This is a genomic window from Rothia sp. HMSC071C12, assembly GCF_001813895.1.
Lineage (GTDB): Bacteria > Actinomycetota > Actinomycetes > Actinomycetales > Micrococcaceae > Rothia > Rothia mucilaginosa.
Map to the genome: position 1 here is coordinate 47,450 of NZ_KV814350.1, position 22,178 is coordinate 69,627.

The 22,178-nt window shown below is 61.1% G+C and carries 15 protein-coding genes; 13 read left to right on the plus strand and 2 right to left on the minus strand.

What is annotated here, in order from left to right:
• Positions 1-53: 53 nt before the first annotated feature.
• Together HMPREF2942_RS00610 and HMPREF2942_RS00615 are read left to right on the plus strand one after the other, a co-directional pair.
• Entirely contained in the window at positions 54-2,273 is a 2,220-nt protein-coding gene (locus HMPREF2942_RS00610; protein ID WP_070687915.1) for a polyribonucleotide nucleotidyltransferase, read from the plus strand.
• 200 nt (positions 2,274-2,473) lie between these two features.
• Positions 2,474-3,805 (plus strand): M16 family metallopeptidase, encoded by a 1,332-nt coding sequence (locus HMPREF2942_RS00615; protein ID WP_070633922.1) that lies wholly within the window; start codon positions 2,474-2,476, stop codon positions 3,803-3,805.
• A gap of 209 nt (positions 3,806-4,014) precedes the next feature.
• On the opposite strand, the gene HMPREF2942_RS00620 is transcribed toward HMPREF2942_RS00615, so the two are convergent.
• Positions 4,015-5,961 carry an acyltransferase family protein gene (locus HMPREF2942_RS00620; protein WP_070687917.1) on the minus strand — a complete coding sequence of 649 codons (1,947 nt, stop codon included), beginning with the start codon at positions 5,959-5,961 and terminating at the stop codon, positions 4,015-4,017.
• A 252-nt stretch (positions 5,962-6,213) separates the two neighbouring features.
• Here HMPREF2942_RS00620 and dapB point away from each other — a divergent pair, with 252 nt between their 5' ends.
• The 11 genes from dapB (at position 6,214) to HMPREF2942_RS00675 (ending at position 20,618) form a co-directional block, all read left to right on the plus strand.
• Positions 6,214-6,984: a 4-hydroxy-tetrahydrodipicolinate reductase gene (gene dapB, locus HMPREF2942_RS00625; RefSeq protein WP_049345105.1), complete on the plus strand. Its 771-nt coding sequence runs from the start codon at positions 6,214-6,216 to the stop codon at positions 6,982-6,984.
• Between the two features lie 9 nt (positions 6,985-6,993).
• Positions 6,994-7,656 carry a tetratricopeptide repeat protein gene (locus HMPREF2942_RS00630; protein WP_070687919.1) on the plus strand — a complete coding sequence of 221 codons (663 nt, stop codon included), beginning with the start codon at positions 6,994-6,996 and terminating at the stop codon, positions 7,654-7,656.
• A gap of 194 nt (positions 7,657-7,850) precedes the next feature.
• Entirely contained in the window at positions 7,851-8,786 is a 936-nt protein-coding gene (gene dapA, locus HMPREF2942_RS00635; protein ID WP_005507104.1) for a 4-hydroxy-tetrahydrodipicolinate synthase, read from the plus strand.
• Between the two features lie 390 nt (positions 8,787-9,176).
• Complete coding sequence (locus tag HMPREF2942_RS00640) at positions 9,177-10,892, plus strand: ribonuclease J (RefSeq protein WP_070687921.1); 1,716 nt, start codon at positions 9,177-9,179, stop codon at positions 10,890-10,892.
• A 246-nt stretch (positions 10,893-11,138) separates the two neighbouring features.
• Positions 11,139-14,333, plus strand: coding sequence for an FtsK/SpoIIIE family DNA translocase (locus HMPREF2942_RS00645; RefSeq protein ID WP_070687923.1), 3,195 nt, complete (start codon positions 11,139-11,141; stop codon positions 14,331-14,333).
• 200 nt (positions 14,334-14,533) lie between these two features.
• Positions 14,534-15,181, plus strand: a complete 648-nt coding sequence (pgsA, locus tag HMPREF2942_RS00650) for a CDP-diacylglycerol--glycerol-3-phosphate 3-phosphatidyltransferase (RefSeq protein WP_012903912.1) — start codon at positions 14,534-14,536, stop codon at positions 15,179-15,181.
• 100 nt (positions 15,182-15,281) lie between these two features.
• Positions 15,282-15,872: a CinA family protein gene (locus HMPREF2942_RS00655; RefSeq protein ID WP_070687925.1), complete on the plus strand. Its 591-nt coding sequence runs from the start codon at positions 15,282-15,284 to the stop codon at positions 15,870-15,872.
• 283 nt (positions 15,873-16,155) lie between these two features.
• On the plus strand, positions 16,156-16,563 hold the full coding sequence (locus HMPREF2942_RS00660) for a helix-turn-helix domain-containing protein (protein ID WP_005507109.1): 408 nt from the start codon (positions 16,156-16,158) through the stop codon (positions 16,561-16,563).
• Positions 16,564-16,710: 147 nt separating this feature from the next.
• Entirely contained in the window at positions 16,711-16,932 is a 222-nt protein-coding gene (locus tag HMPREF2942_RS00665; protein WP_005507110.1) for a DUF3046 domain-containing protein, read from the plus strand.
• 403 nt (positions 16,933-17,335) lie between these two features.
• On the plus strand, positions 17,336-18,439 hold the full coding sequence (gene recA / locus HMPREF2942_RS00670) for a recombinase RecA (RefSeq protein WP_060823733.1): 1,104 nt from the start codon (positions 17,336-17,338) through the stop codon (positions 18,437-18,439).
• Between the two features lie 229 nt (positions 18,440-18,668).
• Positions 18,669-20,618 (plus strand): regulatory protein RecX, encoded by a 1,950-nt coding sequence (locus HMPREF2942_RS00675; RefSeq protein ID WP_246823708.1) that lies wholly within the window; start codon positions 18,669-18,671, stop codon positions 20,616-20,618.
• Between the two features lie 176 nt (positions 20,619-20,794).
• On the opposite strand, the gene HMPREF2942_RS00680 is transcribed toward HMPREF2942_RS00675, so the two are convergent.
• On the minus strand, positions 20,795-22,177 hold the full coding sequence (locus HMPREF2942_RS00680; protein ID WP_070687927.1) for a hemin ABC transporter substrate-binding protein: 1,383 nt from the start codon (positions 22,175-22,177) through the stop codon (positions 20,795-20,797).
• Between the last annotated feature and the right edge of the window lies 1 nt (position 22,178).

Here is a 22,178-nt window from a genome sequence, read left to right on the forward strand (position 1 = left end):
TATCGAAGGCCGACTCGTGCGCCGTACGGCCTGCCAAGAAGAAAGAAGGAACCGTGGAAGGTCCCGAAATCAAGTTTGCTGAAGTCGAAATCGACAACGGCATTCACGGTAAGCGCCACGTGCGCTTTGAAACCGGCCGCCTCGCAAAGCAGGCTGCTGGCTCTGTCCTCGTCACCATCGATGACGAGACCACCCTGCTCTCCGCAACCGCAATCGGCAAGTCTCCCCGTGAGGGCTTCGACTTCTTCCCGCTGACCGTGGACGTGGAAGAGCGCATGTACGCAGGCGGCAAGATTCCCGCATCCTACTTCCGCCGCGAAGGCCGCCCCAGCACCGAGGCAATCCTGGCTGCACGCCTGATCGACCGCCCGCTGCGCCCCGCCTTCACCAAGGGCATCCGCAACGAGGTTCAGGTCGTTGTGACCGTCCTGACCTACGAGCCGGACGAAATCTACAACACCTTCGCAATCAACGCTGCATCCGCATCGACCTCCCTGTCCGGTGCGCCGTTCAACGGCCCCATCGGTGGCGTGCGCATGGCACTGATCGATGGCCAGTGGGTCTGCTTCCCCAAGTACTCCCAGCTGGAAAACGCTGTATTCGACATGGCTGTTGCAGGTCGTATCGTCACCAAGGCTGACGGTACCGAAGACGTCGCCATCATGATGGTTGAGGCAGAAGCAACCGATAACTCCTGGAAGCTCATCAAGGAAGACGGCCAGACCGCCCCCACCGAAGAGGTCGTCGCAGAGGGCCTGGAAGCAGCTAAGCCCTTCATCGCAGCACTGTGCAAGGCACAGGCTGACCTGGTGGCTCGCGCAGGCAAGCCCGCCCTGGAACTGCCCTTCTTCGGCGGCCACGGTGAGGACGTCGACGCAGCAGTTGAGGCATTCGCAGCAGACCGCCTGGTCGAGGTGTACTCCATCGCTGGTAAGCAGGAACGCGAAGCCGCCGCAGCCGAGCTGCAGGAAGAGCTCATGGAAGCTCTCACCGGCGAAGGTAAGGAATTCGAAGAACGCTCCAACGAGGTCTCCGTAGCATTTGCTGCCCTGACCAAGCACGTTGTTCGCCAGCGCATCCTCACCGAGCAGGTCCGTATTGACGGCCGCGGCCTGACCGACATCCGCCAGCTCACCGCTGAGGTTGAAATCCTGCCCCGCGTTCACGGTTCCGCTCTCTTCGAGCGCGGCGAAACCCAGATCATGGGTATCACCACCCTGAACATGCTCAAGATGGAGCAGCAGCTGGACTCCCTGCACCCGGTCAAGTCCAAGCGCTACATCCACCACTACAACTTCCCGCCGTACTCCACCGGTGAGACCGGCCGCGTGGGTTCGCCCAAGCGCCGCGAAATCGGCCACGGTGCACTCGCAGAACGCGCAATCACCCCGGTGCTGCCCTCCCGCGAAGAGTTCCCCTACGCAATCCGTCAGGTCTCTGAGGCTCTGGGCTCCAACGGCTCGACCTCCATGGGTTCGGTCTGCGCATCGACCCTGTCCCTGCTGAACGCTGGTGTGCCGCTGCGCGCACCCGTTGCAGGTATCGCAATGGGCCTGGTCTCTGACGAGGTTGACGGCGAGACCCGCTACGCAGCCCTGACCGACATCCTCGGCGCGGAAGACGCACTGGGCGATATGGACTTCAAGGTTGCAGGTACCTCCGAGTTCGTGACCGCTATCCAGCTGGACACCAAGCTCGACGGTATCCCCGCATCCGTGCTCGCTGGCGCACTGACCCAGGCACGTGAGGCTCGCCTGCACATCCTCGAGGTGCTCGTCAGCGCGATTGACGCACCGGATGAGATGAGCGAGTTTGCACCGCGCATTATTTCCGTGAAGATCCCGGTTGCCAAGATCGGTGAGGTCATCGGCCCCAAGGGTAAGATGATTAACCAGATCCAGGAAGACACCGGCGCAGACATCTCCATTGAGGACGACGGCACCGTGTACATTGGCGCAGCTGACGGCCCCTCCGCCGAGGCTGCCCGTGCGGCAGTGAACGCTATCGCTAACCCGCAGGTTCCCGAGGTGGGCGAACGCTACCTGGGTACCGTGGTGAAGGTGACCGACTTCGGCGCGTTCATCTCCCTGACCCCCGGTAAGGACGGCCTGCTGCACATCTCCGAGATGCGTAAGCTCAACGGCGGCAAGCGCGTTGTTGACGCTGAGGATGTTGTCTCCGTGGGCCAGAAGGTCCAGGTGGAGATCACCAAGATTGATGACCGCGGCAAGCTCTCGCTGGCACCGGTCGTTGAGGGTGGCGACGACGAGTAGTCGTAACCCCCGCTAAGTGATGAGGGGCGTTCGGCGCACCCGGTGCGGTTCACTCCCCGCCGGATGCACCGGGCGCCCCTTCGCTGTGCTTGCCCTGCATCTTTTGATGCTCACCCGCCCCACCAACTGTGGGACTGCCTACAGGTAGTGGGGCGGGAATGCTTACCTTCAGACGTACCTGTTGAAAGGTTCTTCTCTCTATGTCTATTTCCCTGCCCGTCGAGCTTGAGGCCATCGCCGAAGAGCTCAACTACGAGCACGGCCGCCTCATCTACGAGGGTGTAGGCGGTAACGAGGTGCGCCGCTCCATCCTGCCTGGTGGCGTACGCGTGATTACCGAAAAAATGCCCGGTACCCGCGGCGTATCCATCGGATTCTGGGTGGGAGTCGGCTCGCGCGACGAAGCCCCCGGCATGCTCGGCTCCACCCACTTCCTGGAGCACCTGCTGTTCAAGGGCACCGGCACCCGCACCGCCCTGGACATCGCATCCTCCTTCGACGCGGTAGGCGGCGAATCCAACGCCCTGACCGCTAAGGAGCACACCTGCTACTACGCGCGTGTGCTCGACGATGACGCGCCCATGGCGGTGGACGTCATTACCGACATGGTCACCAACGCCCTGCTGGATCCGGCTCACCTGGAACAGGAACGCGGTGTGATTCTTGAAGAGATCGCCATGGACCAGGACGACCCGACCGACGTTGCTTTCGAGAACTTCGTGGAGCAGCTTATGGGTGAGAACCCGCTGGGCCGCCCCATCGGCGGTACCCCGCAGGAGATTACCGAGGTGCCGCGTGACGCCGTGTGGGAGCACTACAAGCGCTACTACACCCCGGACCGCCTGGTTATTTCTGCCGCAGGTTCGCTGGAGCACAGCACCATGGTCCGCCTCGTGCTGGAGGCGCTGACCCGCTACGGCTGGAACCTGCAGGAGGGCGTGGCGCCGGCACCGCGTCGTGTACGCACCGACAGCGGCATTCTTCCGCTGAGCGAGCTGCGTGAGGTGGAGAAGGGCTTCGAACAGACCAACATTGTGATGGGTTGCCCGAGCATTATCGCCGGTGACGACCGCCGCTACGCGATGAGCGTGCTGACCAGTGCATTCGGTGCGGGCATGTCTTCGCGCCTGTTCCAGGAGATTCGTGAGAAGCGTGGCCTGGCCTACAGCACGTTCGCGTTCTCCGGTGCGTACTCGGATGCCGGCTACTTCGGCATGTACGCGGGCTGCCTGCCCGCTAAGACCGAGCAGGTGCGTGAGGTCATGGGCTACGAGTTCGATAAGCTCGCCACCGCCGGTATTACCGAGGAAGAGCTGACGAAGGTCCGCGGCCAGCTGGCTGGTTCCACCGTGCTCGGTAGCGAAGATTCGGGTTCGCGCATGTCCCGCCTGGGTCGCGCCGAGCTGGACTCTGGACTGTTCACCAGCACCGATGAGCTGCTGGAGAAGATTCGCGCGGTCTCCCTGGAGGAGGTTCGCGACTTGGCGGCGTACCTGGGGCAGCAGCAGATGATTACTACCATCGTGCGCTAACCCTCAACGCTCCTGAAGCACAAAAATGCCCGTTCCCATACCCCTTACGAGGGGATGGAACGGGCATTTTCTTTGTCTGAAGTCAATGCTTCCGGGCTGTCTGCCGCCCATGCTTTTGACGCTCAGCATGAGCGCGGCAGAACCCGAAAAGCTACCGCTGAGAGCTACCTCAGCGCGTTACTTCTGAGCAGTACTACTTTTGCGCAGTACTACTTTTGCGCCTTGGCGATAGCTTCCATCAGAACCTGTGCATAGAGCTCCTGACCGGCGGCCTCCGGGTGAACACCGTCGGAGGAGAGCAGACCGCTCTGAGTCTGCAGAGCCTGGCGAATCGCAGAGTTCCAATCCGCAATAATCACGCGATCAGAATGCTGCGCCGCAAACTCACGAATCTTACCGTTTGAGTAGTCAATCCAGGTCAGGTTGCGCGGGCCGTAACCGGTGACCAACACCAGCTTAGAATCGGCAGGCATAGCCGCCAGAACCTCGTCGAGCTGACCGTCCAGAATGGTCGAGTTAGCGGTCACCGATAGCACGAAGGTCTTACGAATCTGACCGTTGGCACCCATGGATTTAATAATCGGCAGGGCCTTAGCGATGGTGCGTGCTTCCTGCGCGTCAATAGTTGCTTCGGGCATCTTGTCGTACAGCTCGGGGGATACCGCCACCACAATGGAGTCACCCACAATGGTCACCTGCGAAGAGTCCACCGAACCGGTTGCAGCCTTCGATGCCGAGGGGCTTGCCGAAGCCTTCGCGTCCTTACCCGCAGCGCTCGGGCTTGCCGATGCGCTCGCAGCCTGCGCCTCCTGACGAGCCTTCAGGCGTTCAGCGGCGGCACGCTTGCCGTCCTCAACGGACTGCTGCGCGGTAGTCATCGCCGGAGCGGTGTGCACCGCCAGACCGGTCGAAGCGGCAGCCACCACAACAGCCAGAGCCACCGAAACCGGCAGGAACTTAGTGCGTGAAGACTGGAAAGCCGCCACCACGCGATTAGCGCTACCGCGGAAACCGTAGCGGCGAATCGGGGTCTCAACCCAGCGGTACGACATCTCCGCAATCGCGAAGGTCGCCACCAAAACGCCCACATTTACCAGCGGGGAACGGTCCGCACCCATCAGGTAGTGCATGACCACGGCGAGCGGCCAGTGCCACAGGTACAGGCCGTAGGAGCGCTCACCCACCCAACGCAGGGGAGCGAAGTTCAGCAGGCGGCGCAGCACCTCGGAAGCGCCAGCAAGCATGTCCGGAAGCATGCCCTGAATCACGCCCAGCGCCAGCAGGGAGGCGCCGAACAGACCCCAGGGAATCGCACCGGGAGCCGACTCGGGAACCAGAATTGCGTAGGGAATCAGAGCGAACAGGGACAGCCAGCTGATCATGACGCGGGCGAAGGCAACCAGGCCGAAGGGCTGAGCCACGCGGTACAGCACGGACTGCTGCAACGGCGGGTACAGCGACCAGGGGCGCGCAAACGCCAGCAGGGCGCCGAGCAGCAGGCCGTACAGGTGAGTGTCGGTGCCGTAGTAGACGCGGCTAATGGGTGCGCCGGACATCAGAAGAGCGGTAGCAACGCTCAGTGACGCAATAATGCCCAGCACCATAACCACGCTGAAGCGACGCCACGAACGGCGCAACAGCACGCCGGCGCCAACAATGAGCAGCGGCCACACCACGTAGAACTGTTCTTCCACTGCCAGGGACCAGAAGTTTGTGAAGAGCTCCGGGGAGGTCTGCGCGAAGTAGTCATTACCGGCAAAAATGGAAATCCAGTTGGACGAGAAGGTCGCCGCACCGGCGAGCTGTCGGCCGAGGTTCACCTGAATATCGCCGCCAATGAGCAGGCTGACCGGTCCCATGACCAGAATCAGCAGGGTAATGGCGGGAAGTAGTCGGCGGGCACGGCGAATCCAGAAGTTGCCCAGGGCAATTTTGCCGGTGAGAGCACCTTCACGCAGAAGCAGGGAGGTAATCAGGAAACCGGAGATGACGAAGAAAATATCCACGCCGATCATGCCGCCGGGTAGTACGGTGGGCCAGAAATGGTACACCATCACGAGGAGCACAGCGATTGCTCGCAGACCGTCCAGACCCGGCAGAATATAACGCCGGTTAGCCTCATCTGGACGCACGGAGGAGGTAAAGAGGGACTTCATACTGTCAAAGCACTCCGTAGGATGGAAATTATAGAAATACTTCCTAATTATATGGTTGCTAACTTTAGATAACGTATTAAACGGCTTGTATGACGGTTAGATTACTTCGCTTTTTATGCCGCTGAGGTTCCGCAGGGCATCTCACCCAGCGTGTGCGATGGCGTGCACCGCGCTCACACGGGGATAATAGAGGCTGTACGTCACAGCGTCTGCCCCATCGTCGGGGTGCTCATAAGTTACGGAGGAGAGAAGATGGCCCGCGAGGGTAACGAAAAAATCTGGAAGGTAGCGGTACTCGGTGCCGCGGGCCGTATGGGTTCTGAGGCGGTGCGCGCCGTCAACACCTCCGCAGACATGGACCTGGTGGCGGCACTGGGCCGCGGCGACGACCTGCAGGAGCTGGTCGATGCTGGTGCAGAGATTGTTATTGACCTGACCGTTCCCGATTCCAGCGAGGCGAATGTGCGTTTCGCGGTGGAGCACGGTATGCACGCGGTGGTCGGTACGACCGGTTGGACCCCCGAGCGTCTGAACTCCCTGCGCGAACTGCTGGCTGAGCACCCCGAGGTGGGTGTGCTCATCGCCCCGAACTTTGCGATTGGTTCGATTCTCGCCACCGAGTTCGCGGCGAAGGCGGCACGCTACTTCGAGTCTGTAGAGATTATCGAGATTCACCACCCAAATAAGGTGGACGCCCCCTCCGGTACCGCTGTGCACACCGCCCGTAAGGTGGCTGCCGCCCGCGCGGAGGCTGGCGTGGGTGCAAGCCCGGATGCCACCACCTCCGATCCTTTGGGTTCGCGTGGTGCCGTAATCGACGATATTCACGTACATGCGGTGCGTCTGCGCGGCATGGTGGCGCATCAGGAGATTCTGCTGGGTGACCCCGGTCAGCAGCTCGTGATTCGTCATGATTCCTTTGACCGTACCTCCTTCATGCCCGGCGTGCTGTTGGGTGTGCGTGAGGTGGCGGCGCATCCGGGTTTGAGCGTGGGCTTGGACGCCTACATGGATTTGTCGTAGGGGAGCGTTATGTCTGAACAGACTTCACCCGAGAACTCGCAGGTATCTTCCGAGGCTCCTAGCTCCTGGTGGACGTCGCTGCGCCTGTGGACCGTCTGCGCATGCGTGCTGATGGTTCTGACCGTGCTGATTCTTCCGCTGCCGCTGACGGCGCGTGCCTCTATTCTGGGCGTGCTGATTTTTAGTGCCGTCTTCGTGACGGTGGATGCGTGCGGATTCGGTAAGACCTTCGCGGCGCTGACCTGCGCGCTGCTGACCCTGTACCTGGTGCATATTGCGCAGCAGGGGTTCGTGATGCTGACCTCCGGCTCTGTGGCGGGCATTGTTCTTGGTGCGGGTATGATCCTGCTTCCGATTCTGGGTGCGTGGGCGCTGGTGCGTGAGGTGCTTTTCGGCGCTCGTATTCAGCGTATGGCTCAGGAGCTGGCGGCTTCAGACGAACTGGCGGAGGATACCCTGCCTCGCACCCCTGCGGGTCGCGTGGATCGTGAGGCTGCGGCGGTGGAGTTTGAGGGCTTCGCGGCGGCGGTTGAGCAGGAGCCGAATAACTGGAAGGCGTGGTTCAACCTGGCGTGCATGTACGATGCCGGTGGTGAGCGCAAGCGTGCCCGCGCGGCGATGCGTAATGCGTGGGCGTTGCGTTCGGGCGGTGCAGCGAAGGGTATGCGGTAGGCGCTGTCCTTGGCAGTCCGTAGCCGGTACCGCATTTAGTTTCGGTATGAGGCTGATAACGCCGAGGCTGTGTGCCCGGTTTCATAGGCTCTCGCGGAAGTACCGCGGGTTTGAAAGAGTCCGAATAGTAGAACACGTATGAAAATTTATGCGTTCTATAGCAAAAATCTGCATTTCGGGCGTACTCTGGACATATGTCTGAGAACCTTTCGAACCCCGGTACTTTTGTTGAGCCCGTCTTCGGTCGCCTCCTGACCGCAATGGTGACCCCCTTCGCCAAGGACGGTTCCGTTGACGAAAAGCAGGTCGCGGACCTGGCGAACTACCTTGTGGAGAACGGCCACGACGGTCTGGTGGTCTGCGGTACCACCGGTGAATACTCCACCATGACCGATGACGAGAACGAGCGTGTCTTCCAGATCGTGAAGGACACCGTCGGCTCTCGTGCGAAGATTATTGCCGGTGTTGGTTCGAACGACACCGCACACACTATTGAGCTGGCGCACCGCGCCGAAAAGATTGGTGTGGACGGCCTGCTGGTCGTAACCCCCTACTACAACAAGCCGACTCAGCCGGGTGTCTACGCCCATTTTGCGACTGTTGCTCAAGCAACTGAGACCCCCGTCATGCTTTACGATATTCCGGGTCGTGCGGGCATCCCCATCGCACCCGAAACCTACCGTCGCCTTGCAGAAATTGATAGTATTGTAGCGGTGAAAGACGCCAAGGCAGACTTCGGTGCCGCAACCGAGGTCATGGCAACCACCGACCTGCACTACTACAGCGGCGACGACGGACTGACCCTTCCCTGGATGGCAATGGGTGCCGTCGGCCTCGTTTCGGTGACCGCACATGTGGCACCCGCACTCTTCCGTGCCCTGATTGATGCTGTCGTTGCACAGGACCTGGTGGAGGCGCAGCGTCTTCACCTGGAACTGACTCCGATTGTCCGAGCAACCATGGGCCGTGCCCCCGGTTGCGTTGCCGCCAAGGAAATTCTTTCCTGGCAGGGTGTGCTGGATGAGCCTGTTGTTCGCCTGCCGCACGTACTCTCCGAGCCGGAGGTTGCCCAGGCTATGCGAGCTGACCTGCTCTCCTCGAGCATCGCTCACACCCTGAAGAACGCCTAAACTTTAACGCAGAACCTGCACAACTTATCGTGCAGAGCGTGTATATATAGAGGACTTCGGCTACCGTACGCCCCGCCTTCGGGGTGTGTAATGTAGCCAACGGACGCGGACTCCACACCTAACACTAGGTGAGGGGTCCGCTCTGGCGTATTGCCGCGGTTTACCGTCGATGATTCGACCACCCACTCAGACAGGGGCCCAGCTTAGGTAGAGGCACCCGAGCACTACGCCCCCAAATACTTTTGAATACTTTCGGTGATTTGGACGCACCGGCAGCACCCCACCTCCTCGGCATGTGAGAGCCGAACCGGCGGGAGCGCTTGCGGTACGAAGCGTCGCCTACGAATCACAGACATCACAAGAAAACATAGAAGAAAGAGGAGACACACGATGAGCGTCTTTGAAGCGAATCTTCCCCTCCCTCCCCGCCTGAAGAAGGACACCCTGCGCGTGGTGCCCCTGGGCGGCCTGGGCGAAGTCGGTCGTAACATGACCGTGTACGAAATCAACGGCAAGCTGCTGATTGTTGACTGCGGCGTGCTCTTCCCCGAAGAGTCCCAGCCCGGCGTGGACCTGATCCTGCCCGACTTCAGCTACGTTGTCGACCGTCTGGACGACGTGGTTGCCATGGTACTGACCCACGGCCACGAGGACCACATCGGCGCGGTTCCCTACCTGCTGCGCCGCCGCCCCGACATCCCCCTGGTTGGTTCCGAACTGACCCTGGCACTGGTTGAGGCGAAGCTCGCCGAGCACCGCATCAAGCCCTACACCCTCGCGGTGAAGGAGCACCAGGTGGAGCGTTTCGGTCCGTTTGAGTGTGAGTTCGTTGCTGTGAACCACTCGATTCCGGATGCGCTGGCTGTCTACATTCGCACCAAGGCGGGCAAGGTTCTGCACACCGGTGACTTCAAGATGGACCAGCTGCCGCTGGATGGCCGCATCACCGACCTGCGCCACTTCGCTCACCTGGGCGAGGAGGGCGTAGACCTGTTCCTGCCGGACTCCACCAACGCTGAGGTTCCCGGCTTCACCCCGACCGAGAAGCACATCGGTCCGGTGCTGTCGAACGTTTTCCGTGACGCAAGCGGCCGCATCATTGTGGCATCCTTCTCCTCGCACGTTCACCGCGTGCAGCAGGTACTGGACGCAGCCGCTGAGCGTGGCCGCAAGGTCGTGCTCGTGGGCCGCTCCATGGTGCGTAACATGACCATTGCCGAGAAGCTGGGCTACCTGAAGGTCCCCGCTAACGTGCTGGTGGACCTGAAGAAGGTTGACGACTACCGCCCCGACCAGATTGTGATGATGTGCACCGGTTCGCAGGGCGAGCCGATGGCGGCACTGTCGCGCATGGCGAACGGTGACCACAAGATTCAGATTGAGCCCGGCGACACCGTGGTGCTCGCCTCCTCGCTGATTCCCGGTAACGAGACCAGTGTCTTCCGCATCATTAACGCCCTCATGAAGCTGGGCGCTAACGTGGTGCACAAGGGCAACGCGAAGGTTCACGTTTCCGGTCACGCTGCCGCGGGTGAGCTGCTGTACTGCTACAACATTCTCAAGCCGAAGAACGTTATGCCGGTTCACGGCGAGGTTCGCCACCTGATTGCTAGCGGTGACCTGGCGATGGAGACCGGCGTTCCGAAGAAGAACGTGCTGCTCTGCGAGTCCGGCACCGTCGTGGATCTGCGCGATGGCGTGGCGTCCGTGGTGGGCGAGGTTCCCTGCGAGTACCTGTACGTTGACGGCCGCTCCGTCGGTGAGGTCACCGAGAGCGACCTGAAGGACCGCCGCATCCTGGGTGAAGAGGGCTTCGTGTCCATCGTGACCGTCATTGACCGCGCAACCAAGCGCGTGGTGACCGGCCCGGATATTCACGCTCGCGGTATCGCGGAGGACGACGCAGTATTCGACGAGATTGTTCCGAAGATTACCGCTGCTCTGGAGGATGCTCTGCACCGCGCACCCGAGAAGGTGCACACCGTGCAGCAGCTGCAGCAGATTGTGCGCCGCACCATCGGTGCCTGGATTTCTCGCCGTCTGCGCCGCAAGCCCATGATTGTTCCCGTGGTTGTTGAGAACTCCTCGAAGGCTACGAAGAACTAATACTCTGCGCGAGGCTAGCTGCCCGTAAACAGCGAAAAGGCGGGGTCGATACGTTGTGTCGGCCCCGCCTGCTGTGTATCTACCGAACGTATGCGCGAAAGCTACGCGAAAGCGAACGCGGTAGGGGAGAAGCGCCTCATCAGCGCCCTATCAACGCCCTCACAGACACAGGGCGGGGCACACTTTTTAGCTCACTGATAACGAAAGAATCGGTACATTAACGGGAAGGTTGATACCCTAAAAGGTATGGCTCCACGGACCACGAAGGGTCGTAACACGACCTCTACTAAAGCAAACACTAAGAAGACCACCCGCAAGCGCACCACCTCCCGAGGCGGTGCCCAGCGCGGTGCCAACGCGGCGAACCCTGTAGCGGGCGCTATCTCCTCCGTCTGGCTGAGCATCGCTCACGCTATCGGTGGGCTCTTCCGCTCCATTGGCGCGGTGCGCACCGACCTTGCGCCCGAAGACCGCCGTGACGGCGGCGCGCTCACCATCCTGCTGTTCGGCCTGATTAGCGCCGGAGTGGAGTGGTACAACTGGCGTGCCCACACCTCCCTCGGTTTGTTGCGTGCGCCCCTGGACGCCTGGCACACCATGCTGGGCGGTATTTTCGGTCAGGGCGCCCTGCTGGTCCCGGTGCTTTGCCTCATCATGGCGTGGTGTGTTTTCCGTGGACCCGACCTGATTAAACGTAATAACCGCGTGGCGTTGGGCTCCTTCATCATTCTGGTGGCGACCTCCCTGTTCTTTGCTCGCCATGCGGGTCACCCGACCTTCGCGGATGGTTTTGACGCCGTCTGGGCTGGTGGTGGTGTGGCTGGCGTGCTGCTGGGCACCCCCATTGTGCGTGTGAGCGGTGGTATTGCGTTCGTTGAGATTCTGATTCACCTGCTACTGGGTATTGCCGGTCTGATGGTTCTGACGAACACTCCGATTCGTCAGGTGGTGCCGCGTACTTTGCACCTGGTCGGTCTGGCGTTGGGCGAGAAGCCGAACGGCACGACTCGAACCTCCGCGAAGGATAGCCCTTCGGATGCGACTCAGACCGTGGACCTGAACGCTGAGGAGCACGACCGCAGCTACCTGTACGAGGACGAGAAGCCGGCACGTACGACTCAGAAGTCTGGCGGCCTGTTCGCTCGTCTGCGCGGTTGGTTGGGTATTGCTCCCGTTGCGTCGACCGATTCTTCCCTGGACGAGTACGCCGGTGATGAGGCATTCGTGAGCGCCGTGGTGGATGAGACTCACCCGGAAACCACGCAGATGCCGGTACAGCCCGCGGACTCTGCACAGGATTCTGCGCAGGGATCCGCTCAGCAGGCGCGCCTGGCGGCTAAGCCAAACCGCCTGTCCCGTCTGCCCGGTCGCCTCAACCAGGCACCGGCCGCGCAGGGTGCGTCCGCCCAGGGTTCTTCTGCACAGAACGGTGCTTATTCGAGCAGCCCTGACCTCTTTGACGTTGAGGCGTCGGATGCGCCCGCAGCCCGCCTGGACCAGGTGCAGCGCGCCGCCGTGGCGAACGGCCGCGTGAACCGTATTCCTGGCGAGGAGCCTCTCTTTGACGTTGAGGCATATGACGGCTTCGGTGCTTCTGAGGAAGCTTCACCGCAGACCAAGCCTCACCAGGTGGTGAACCCTGCGCAGTCTGCTACCTCGGCTTCCGCATCCCAGGCTCCTGCCGCACCCGCGGCGCAGCCGCCGATTCCGACCCGCATGCACTCGCCGGGTGCGCACCCGAAGAACGCGGCCCCCGCGGCTTCGCGAGCGCCCGAGGCAGGCGCATCCCGCCCGTTGCAGAACAACACTCAGGTGGCGACCACCGAGCGGGCGCGCGGCGAGCAGGTCGTGCAGTCCTCCCGCGGCACCTATGTGCTGCCCTCGGAGGAGATTCTGGTTGCTGGTCCGCCCGCCAAGGAATCTTCCGAGGTGAACCAGCACGTGGTTGAGGCTCTGACGAATGTGCTGGAACAGTTCAAGGTGGATGCGCAGGTCACCGGCTTCTCGCGCGGCCCGACCGTGACCCGCTACGAGATTGAGCTGGGTCCCGCCACGAAGGTGGAGCGTGTGACCGCGCTGAGCAAGAACATTGCGTACGCTGTGGCAAGCCCGGACGTTCGTATTCTGTCCCCGATTCCGGGTAAGTCCGCAATTGGTATTGAGATTCCGAATACGGACCGTGAGACCGTTGCCCTGGGCGACGTGCTGCGTTCCCCGCAGGCTCACGCGAACCAGCACCCGATGGTCATGGGTGTGGGTAAGGACGTTGAGGGCGGCTTCGTGCTGGCGAACCTCGCGAAGATGCCGCATATGCTGGTCGCTGGTGCGACCGGTGCCGGTAAGTCTTCGTTCGTGAACTCGATGATTACCTCGATTCTGATGCGTGCAACCCCGGACCAGGTGCGCCTGGTGATGGTTGACCCGAAGCGTGTGGAGCTGACCGCCTACGAGGGTATTCCGCACCTGATTACGCCCATCATTACGAACCCGAAGAAGGCCGCTGAGGCTCTTCAGTGGGTGGTTCGTGAGATGGACGCCCGCTACGACGACCTCGCCCACTACGGCTACAAGCACGTTGACGACTTCAACAAGGCGGTGCGTGAGGGTAAGGTTCAGCCCGATCCCGGCAGCAAGCGTACGGTGCACGAGTACCCGTACCTGCTGGTGATTGTTGACGAGCTCGCCGACCTGATGATGGTCGCTCCGCGTGACGTGGAAGAGGCGATTGTTCGTATTACGCAGCTGGCGCGTGCGGCGGGTATTCACCTGGTGCTGGCGACCCAGCGTCCGTCGGTGGATGTGGTGACCGGTCTGATTAAGGCGAACGTTCCGTCTCGTATGGCGTTTGCGACCTCCTCGGTCACTGACTCTCGCGTGGTGCTGGATCAGCCCGGCGCTGAGAAGCTGATCGGTCAAGGTGATGCGCTCTTCCTGCCGATGGGTGCCTCGAAGCCGATGCGTGTTCAGGGCGCGTGGGTATCTGAGTCTGAGATTCACGCCGTGGTTGAGCACGTGAAGAAGCAGGCGCCGACCATCTACCGTGAGGACGTGATGGTCTCTGCCGCGAAGAAGCAGATTGATGAGGAAATCGGCGATGACCTCGACGATCTGCTGCAGGCGGCGGAGATTGTGATTACGACCCAGTTCGGTTCGACCTCGATGCTGCAACGTAAGCTGCGCATGGGCTTCGCGAAGGCGGGCCGCATCATGGACCTGCTGGAGTCGCAGGGGGTGGTGGGCCCCTCCGAAGGCTCGAAGGCACGTGAGGTGCTCATCCGCCCGGATGACCTGCAGGCGACCCTGGCGCGTATTCGCGGTGAGGAGCCTCCGGCTGCCGACCCGTACGCGAACGCGGTGGACCCGGGCGAGGCGGTCACCGACTATTTCGATGAGCCCGATGATGAGGGCTCGGAGGACGCCTGGCAGCTGACCGGCCGCTAGCCCTTCAGCGCCCTATCCCTTCGGCTGAGTCCACTCGGCTGAGTGAGTGCGCGACATGCACCCCGTATCGTCTCTGTGATGTCTGCTACGGCACACGTATAATGGACGGTACGGGGTGTTTGCGTATCCCCGATACGTTTAGGTGTCGGTGCGTACGCGGTCTCTCACCGTCGAAAGCCATCTACCCGTAAGGAGCCGTTATGAGTGAAGCTCGCAATTCCGCATCCGCCGGTGCGGTCAGCACAGCGAAGCCTTCGAACTGGAATGTGCCGAATGTGTTGACGGTTCTGCGTATTATTGCGGTTCCTTTCTTCATTGTTGCCCTGGTTGCGGGCGGTACTTTTGGTGCCGCTGATCCGACGCACCGCTGGCTCGCATGGATTATTTTCATTCTTGCCATGCTCACGGACTGGGCGGACGGCTACCTGGCGCGCTCGCGTAACCTGATTACGAGCTTCGGTAAGATTGCTGACCCGATTGCCGATAAGTTCCTCACTGGCGCGGCGTTCATTGTGCTGTCGGCGCTGGGCGAGCTGTGGTGGTGGGTCACGATTGTGATTCTGCTGCGCGAGTGGGGCATTACGATTATGCGTCTGTTCGTCATTAAGTACGGTGTGATGGCCGCTAGTAAGGGCGGCAAGATTAAGACCGTGCTGCAGACGGTGGCGCTGGTGCTGATGCTTCTGCCGCTGGGCCAGCTGGGTCTTGGCTGGCTGATTCCTGGTTGGGTTCTGATGGGCGCGGTCACCGCGATTACCGTGTGGACCGGCCTGGTGTATGTGCGTGATGCGTATATTTTGCGTCGTAACTGGTTGCAGGCTCAGGCCTCCCAGGGCGGCGGTCATTAGAGGCGAGGGGAGTGGCGTGCGCTGCTCCCCTTCGCTGTACCTGCGGCGCGTTGTGTGCCGCGTGAGGTTTTGGGCGGCGGTTCGCCGCTGAAAGGAGAGAATAATGGTTCCCCTCGTACTTGAAGATGCTCTGTCCCTTGAGCTTTCCTCCGCTGAGGTTTTCTCCGGTACCCCGGAGGCGGCGGCGCTGTTACTGCGCGATGCGGTGCAGTTGCGCGCCGCCCAGGAGGGCCCGGTGCAGGTGGCGACGGCTGAGTCGCTGACCGGCGGGGATGTGGGCGGCGCGATTTGTACGGTGCCGGGTGCATCCGCGTATTACCGCGGCGGCGTGATTTCCTATGCCTACGAGGTGAAGGCTCAGGTGCTGGGCGTGGACGCTCAGCTGCTGGCGCGTGAGGGTGCGGTGCATCCTGCGGTGGCTGTGCAGATGGCGGTCGGTGCGGCGCGTGTGTGCGGTGCCGATTATGCGGTGTCGACCACGGGTGTTGCCGGTCCTGATTCTGCGGATGGCCAGCCGGTGGGTACGGTCTATATCGGTGTGTGTTCCCCTGGCGGTTCTGAGGTGTTTGAGCGCCACTATTCGGGGGATCGCGCGCAGATTCGTGCGGCGGCGAGCGCGGATGCGATTGCTTTGCTGGCGCGTGCGGTGCGCGGCGGTGCCGGTGGGGTTCTGAAGGACGAGCTGGCGTAGCGTGCTAGGGCTGGGCTGGGCTGGGCTGGGCTGTGCCTGGAACGGCTGTGTCGTCGTCGGTGCGGCGCCTACCTAAAAAAATTTACGGTTCAAATATATTCACAGGGTTCTTTCAGCTCCGCAGGAATAAAGGCATAGGTTCGCCTGTTTGAATAGATACAAGCCATAAGAAGAGGACGAAAATGGCGAGGCTCCTAGCTCATGCCTCAAAAATCAGTTAGGCTTAACTCTGTACAGTCCCGCAGGTCGGGAATACCTACTCAGGAAAGTGATATAGAAGCTCATGGCTAAGCAGCGCGTATCGATTAATGGCATTACTAAGTGGAAGGAAATCGAGGAGACCCCCCGACAGGTCGCCCCGGTCGTTGAGGAAGCTAAGGTTGTTCCCCTGCGACAGGCAATCGGTGAGGTTCTTCGCGATGTTCGCCAGCGTCAGGGCCGCACCCTGCGCGAGGTTTCTCAGCGTGCCCGTGTTTCCCTCGGTTACCTGAGCGAAGTTGAGCGCGGTCAGAAGGAAGCTTCCTCCGAACTGCTGGCGTGGATTTGCCAGGCTCTGGACATTCCGATGTCCCAGATGCTGCGTGAGGTTGCCGACCGTATGGCGGTTCTCGAGGGCGTTCAGATTCCGGATACTGTTCCGGCTGAAATGTCTGAGCAGTACAAGAGCGATTACTACATTCTCTCGAAGTAACGAGAGGCGGCACATGCCGCGCTAAACGTGAAGCGATGCCGTGCATCCCCGTAAGGTGGGGGTGTGCGGCATCGCTTATTCTCGGTTTACTATCGGGCGATGTGACGAATTATGAAGCAAACTAGCGGTGAAGCGGAAGGAGCGCTTGTGAAGCTGAGCGAATTTTGGGCGTGCATGGAGTATGAGTTCGGTGCTGGGTATGCTCCGGTGCTGGCGCGTGACTTGGTGCTGGGTTCGCTGGGCCATGTGACCGCTGCGGAGGCGCTGGATCAGGGCGTTAACCCGAAGGACGTGTGGCTTGCAATCTGTGAGGAGCAGGAGATTCCGCAGGAGCGCCGCCTGGGTCCCGATAAGGAGCCGTTGCGCTAGGTAGTGAGCCTGGCGTGTTCTAGCGTATGGGCGGGCCTAGCGTCTGTTCCCTGGCATTTGTTCGAGTGCTAGCGCCTGTGCGGGAGGTATTTTCGAATAATTAGCCGAGAATCCGGGGTTTTTCGAAAATATATGCCGAAACCCTATCCGATTTATTCGAAACTGGGTCGTAATTTTGTTCGACTCGTGCTAGACTTTTCCACATCAGGAATTTTTCGGAAAAATCTTCAAAGTTTTCCACAGATTTTAAAAAATGGCCTTATCCTGTCAGGCTGTGACCCTAGAGTAGTCTCAGAAGGAACCGGTAGGCCAAAACCTTCAAGGTCTCGATCACGAGTCCCACCGATTCCGAAGAAACATTACTCCCGTCAACCACTGACAACACAAAGAACGAGGTACTACCGTGGCTAAGAACACCAAGTCTCAGAGCGTAGCTCGCGTTCCCGAAGAGGGTCGCGCCAAGGCACTTGAAGCCGTGATGGCACAGATCGACAAGAACTACGGCAAGGGTGCAGTCATGCGCCTGGGTGATAAGGAAATCACCAAGACCGAGGTCATCTCCACCGGCGCTATCGCCCTGGATGCCGCTCTGGGTATTGGCGGTCTGCCCCGCGGCCGCGTCATCGAGATTTACGGTCCCGAGTCCTCCGGTAAGACCACCGTTGCACTGCACGCTGTAGCGAACGTTCAGAAGGCAGGCGGCGTGGCAGCGTTCATCGACGCCGAGCACGCGCTGGACCCGATCTACGCGGCAAAGCTGGGCGTGGACATCGACCAGCTGCTGGTCTCTCAGCCCGACACCGGCGAGCAGGCGCTGGAAATCATGGACATGCTGGTTGGTTCCGGCGCCGTTGATATCGTGGTCGTCGACTCCGTTGCAGCACTGGTACCCCGCGCCGAAATTGAAGGCGACATGGGTGACTCCCACGTGGGTCTGCAGGCTCGCCTCATGAGCCAGGCTCTGCGTAAGATTACCGGCCGCCTCTCCGCAACCGGCACCACCGCAATCTTCATCAACCAGCTGCGTGAGAAGATTGGTGTCTTCTTCGGCTCTCCCGAAACCACCACCGGTGGTAAGGCGCTGAAGTTCTACGCTTCGGTCCGTATCGACATCCGCCGCATTGAGACCCTCAAGGACGGCGCTAACCCGATCGGTAACCGCACCCGCGCCAAGATCGTGAAGAACAAGATGGCTCCGCCCTTCAAGCAGGCTGAGTTCGACATCCTCTACGGTGAGGGTATCTCCGTTGAGGGCGGCATCCTGGACCTGGCGGTGGAGAACGACATCGTCAAGAAGTCCGGCGCATGGTTCACCTACGACGGTGAGCAGCTGGGCCAGGGCCGCGAGAACGTTCGTAAGCTGCTCAAGGACAACCCCGAGCTCACCGAGGAACTGCAGTACAAGGTTCTGGTGAAGCTGGGCATCATTGAGGAAGAAGCTGAGGAGCAGGTAGCCGCTGAGTCCGAGGGTAACGACCCGCTGGACGAGCTGGCTGAGGAGTTCTAAACCGGCCCGCGTAGCTTCTTGCTAACGCCACGACTAATTGCCGTGTGCTGTGCATTCCGCACGGTGCACGGCAATCTGTCGTTAACGGAAGAAACACGTTAACGGGTGCGCATTAAGGGGAGTATCAGGGGGCGCCGGGACAACGCCTCGTTACAATGGGGGAGCGCTGTATAGCCGGGCGCACGGGTCATCAAGCGAGCGCCAACACAGGGGAGAGGAGGAACTGAACATGACGGAGCAGTGCATGATGGAACAGCGCATGACGGAACAGAACGGTCATGAAGAGCGTGAGCAAAACAGCGCGCGTGACGGCGACGCCGGTTTTGCGGCGCTGGAGGCGACCGAACCGCACTTCGGTTCCTCAGCGCTTGGTAACTTTGTTTCCTTTGAGCCTGTTGCCCCGCCGGTTGAGGTAGACGGCTTCGAGGCCCTCAATTTTGAGGCACCCGCGCCCCTGGCTGAGCCCACCCTCAGCTGGGAGGTGCCTGCCGCTGTTACACCTCCTTCTGTTGAAGAGCCCCCGTATGAGGATGAGCCCCCATACCCTGATGAACCCCCATACCCTGATGAGCCTCCCTATGAGGGCGAACCTCCCTACGAGGACGAACCTGCGTATCCGGCAGAGCCTTCGTACATTGAAGCAGAGTACGCAGGGGAATATTGGGTACCCTCGGACGAAGCGGCACTCGCAGAAGCAATAGCGGAGCAGCGTGGGGGCCAAGAAACCGCACCCCAGAAAACCAAGCCGAAAGCGCGGCAGGCTGAAAAGCCCGCGCCTCAGAAGAAGCCAGCGCCTAAGAAGAAGTCAGCGGCCACAGAAAACGCCCCCAAAAAGTGGGTGCGGAACAGGACCGCGGATTCGGTAGCCGCTGAGGAGTTCCCGGACTGGCACCCCGCCGCGCACGGCTTTGTTGAAGAAAGCATCGCCCGCGATAACGGCGGCGACTACGCCGGGGAGTTCCGCGTACCCGAGCTGCCCCTGCAGGCTGTGCCCGCCAACTTTGAAGATGGCAGTTCTGAGGAAGGTAGTGAATCCCCGCGCCGCAGCCTGCTCGTTGACCCGAACCTGCCCGCCGTCTCCATTGACGAAGCGCCCGCTCGTGCCTTCACCCCCGGCGGTGCCGAGCCGCGCCCTATGGCGGCGGGGCGCATGAGTCGAGCGGGTGCCGCCTCCATCGGATCGGGGCTCACTGCCGAAGAGAAGGAAGAGATCGAGAGGCAAGCCGCTCAGCGGGATAAGCAGAAGAAACGCAAATCTTCGCGTGCCTCCAAGAACACCGACTACAAGCGTGGGTTCCGCCGCATGAGCGCGGTGCAGCAAGAGAAAATGCGGAGCCGTTCGCCCTACGCGCCCGCCTTTGGGGCTCGAAGTGACGACGAGGAAACCCGCAAGAGTCCTGCGGGCCGCGGCTCGGGGAGCAACCTATTCAGGGAGGGAAGTAGCTTGAACGAAGAACTCACCCCCGCCGAAGAAGCACTCATCCGCGGTATTGCCGAGGAGGAGGCGCAGGGCGTTGGTACCGGAAAGCGCCGTGCCGCTTCGGCTGGATCCCCAAAGGGCGGTTCTCGAGCACGCGGCTCCCAACCGGGCGGCTCTCAGATGGGACATGCTTCCTCACAACCGGAAAGTAACGTGCCTTCCTGGAAGCAGAAGGTGCGTGCCGCCCGAGCCGCGGAAGAAACAGGCCCCTACACACGCGCTAAAACCATCGTGTACAACCAGCTGGCGTACTCGGCAAAAACCCGAGGTCAGCTGCGGAAGAAGCTGCAGGCAGAAGGCTTCGATGCGGAGCTCATTGAGCCGCTGCTCGATAAGTTCGAGGCGGCAAAACTCATTGACGACGCCGAATACGCCCAAAGCTTTGTGGCGCAGAAGAGCCGCACCAAGAAGCTCTCCCGCGCCGCGCTGCGCCGTGAGCTCGCTGAACGCGGGGTGCGCGGTGAAGAGGCGGAGAATGCCCTGGCTCAGCGCACCGACGAGCAGGAACGTGAGGACGCCGCCGATCTGGTGCGTAAGAAGCTGCGCCCCGGCATGGATCTGAGCGACCGCGCTGAAAAGGATAGGGTGACTCGCCGACTGCTGGGGATGCTGGCTCGCCGCGGGTACTCCTCCTCGGTGTCGATGTCGGTGATTCGTGAGGAACTCGCCGCCTACGGTGCAGAGGACGAGCTCTGGTAGAGAGCGAAGTAATACATTCCGCACGCACGGATAGACCCATGCCGGGGTGACCGAGAAAATAGGCACTATAAAGGGTGAGCCCGCTACAGACACACTCTGTGGCGGGCTCACCCTTTACGTTTTTGATCCTTATAAAAAGCCTTGTCGAAGGCTATATCCGCTGTTTACTCTGCTGCTTATTCAACGGCCCCCAGACGGTTCGCGAACTCGGCGAGGGTTGCATCCTGAGAACCGGCGATCTCCAACAGCAAGCGCATCAGCTGCGCACCCTCACGGCGAATACGAGGCAACAGATCGGAACGTGCCGAAGAAAAGTACAGCTCCAACAGGGCGCACACGGTCACCGCCGTGCACACCGCCAAATCCTCCGCCAGGTGCTCATCCAGCGGGGCGTCCTCAAAGAGGGCAGAGTACAGCGCCGGTAGCGCCTTTTTGCGGTCCACACGGTAGCGCGGGTACTCCGGCGAGGAGGGGAATCCCAGCATCGCCTCAACGAAGGGGAAGCCGCGGTGGTGCAGGCAGGTGCCCTCCGCATCGACCATGCGTACCTGCGCGCCGTCTGCCGAACCGATCAGCACGTTCTGCGGCGAAAAATCACCCGAAGAGAGCATATATACCCTGCCGCGGTTGAGCTTGAACTGCTCGGGTACCGGCGGGCGCTTGGTGAAGAAGGGCTGTAGAACGCGGCGGAAACGGAAGGACAGCTCTTCAACGGCGGCGGGAAGAACAGGCGCGTCCTCATGCGCGGCAGAGCTGGAAGCCGGGCTGTCAGCATCGTGCTCGGGGGTGCGCGCCTCATCAGCCACACCGTACAGCTTCTTCAAACCGCGCTCGGCCAAACCCGGCGAGGCAATAGCGCCCGGGAACTGCGCCTTGCGGTCGGCACGCGCCAGGTTCAGACGGTAATCCTCCACCGCCTCGCCCATAATGCCGCTGGCGGCAAGGGAACGGTACGCCTCAATGTAGTAGTTCAGCGCGTCCAGCGCCTGCTGTTTGGTGCCCTCCAGCAGGGCGTGGGCAACCGAATACTGCTCGCCCTCAACGGTTCCGGCGCTCACATCCTCCAGCGCCAGCACGCGCAGCTCAGGATCCGCGCCGTAGAGCTGCGGGAACAGACCCGGAACCTGCCGGTTCAGCGCCTCCAAACCGTAGCGCTCACGCAGGTACCCGAAACCGCCCGCGTTCACCGTCGAATCCTTACGGCGGTAACGCTTCACAATAATCGAGGTCGGCAAAGACTGTGTAGACTCGAAAGACTGCGCAGACTCGGCGGCAGGCTCATACACCACACGCACCACAACGGAACGCATGCCGGTGCCCAGAATCTGCACGCGCTCAACCGCGCGGGCAGCCACCTGCTCCAAAGAATGCGCCCAGCTGAGCAGTTGCATCAGGGTCTGACGCATCGAGGCAGAATCAGCGCTCGCTTGAGGCGGCACGGGGGAGTAGGCGGCAATCGCCTCCTCAATGAGGGTGTTCAGACGCTCCCCGTCAGGGGTGGGGGCGGAAGAATCGTTCGGTGACAGAGCCGGAAAGTTGCTACTAAGGGAAACCTGCATA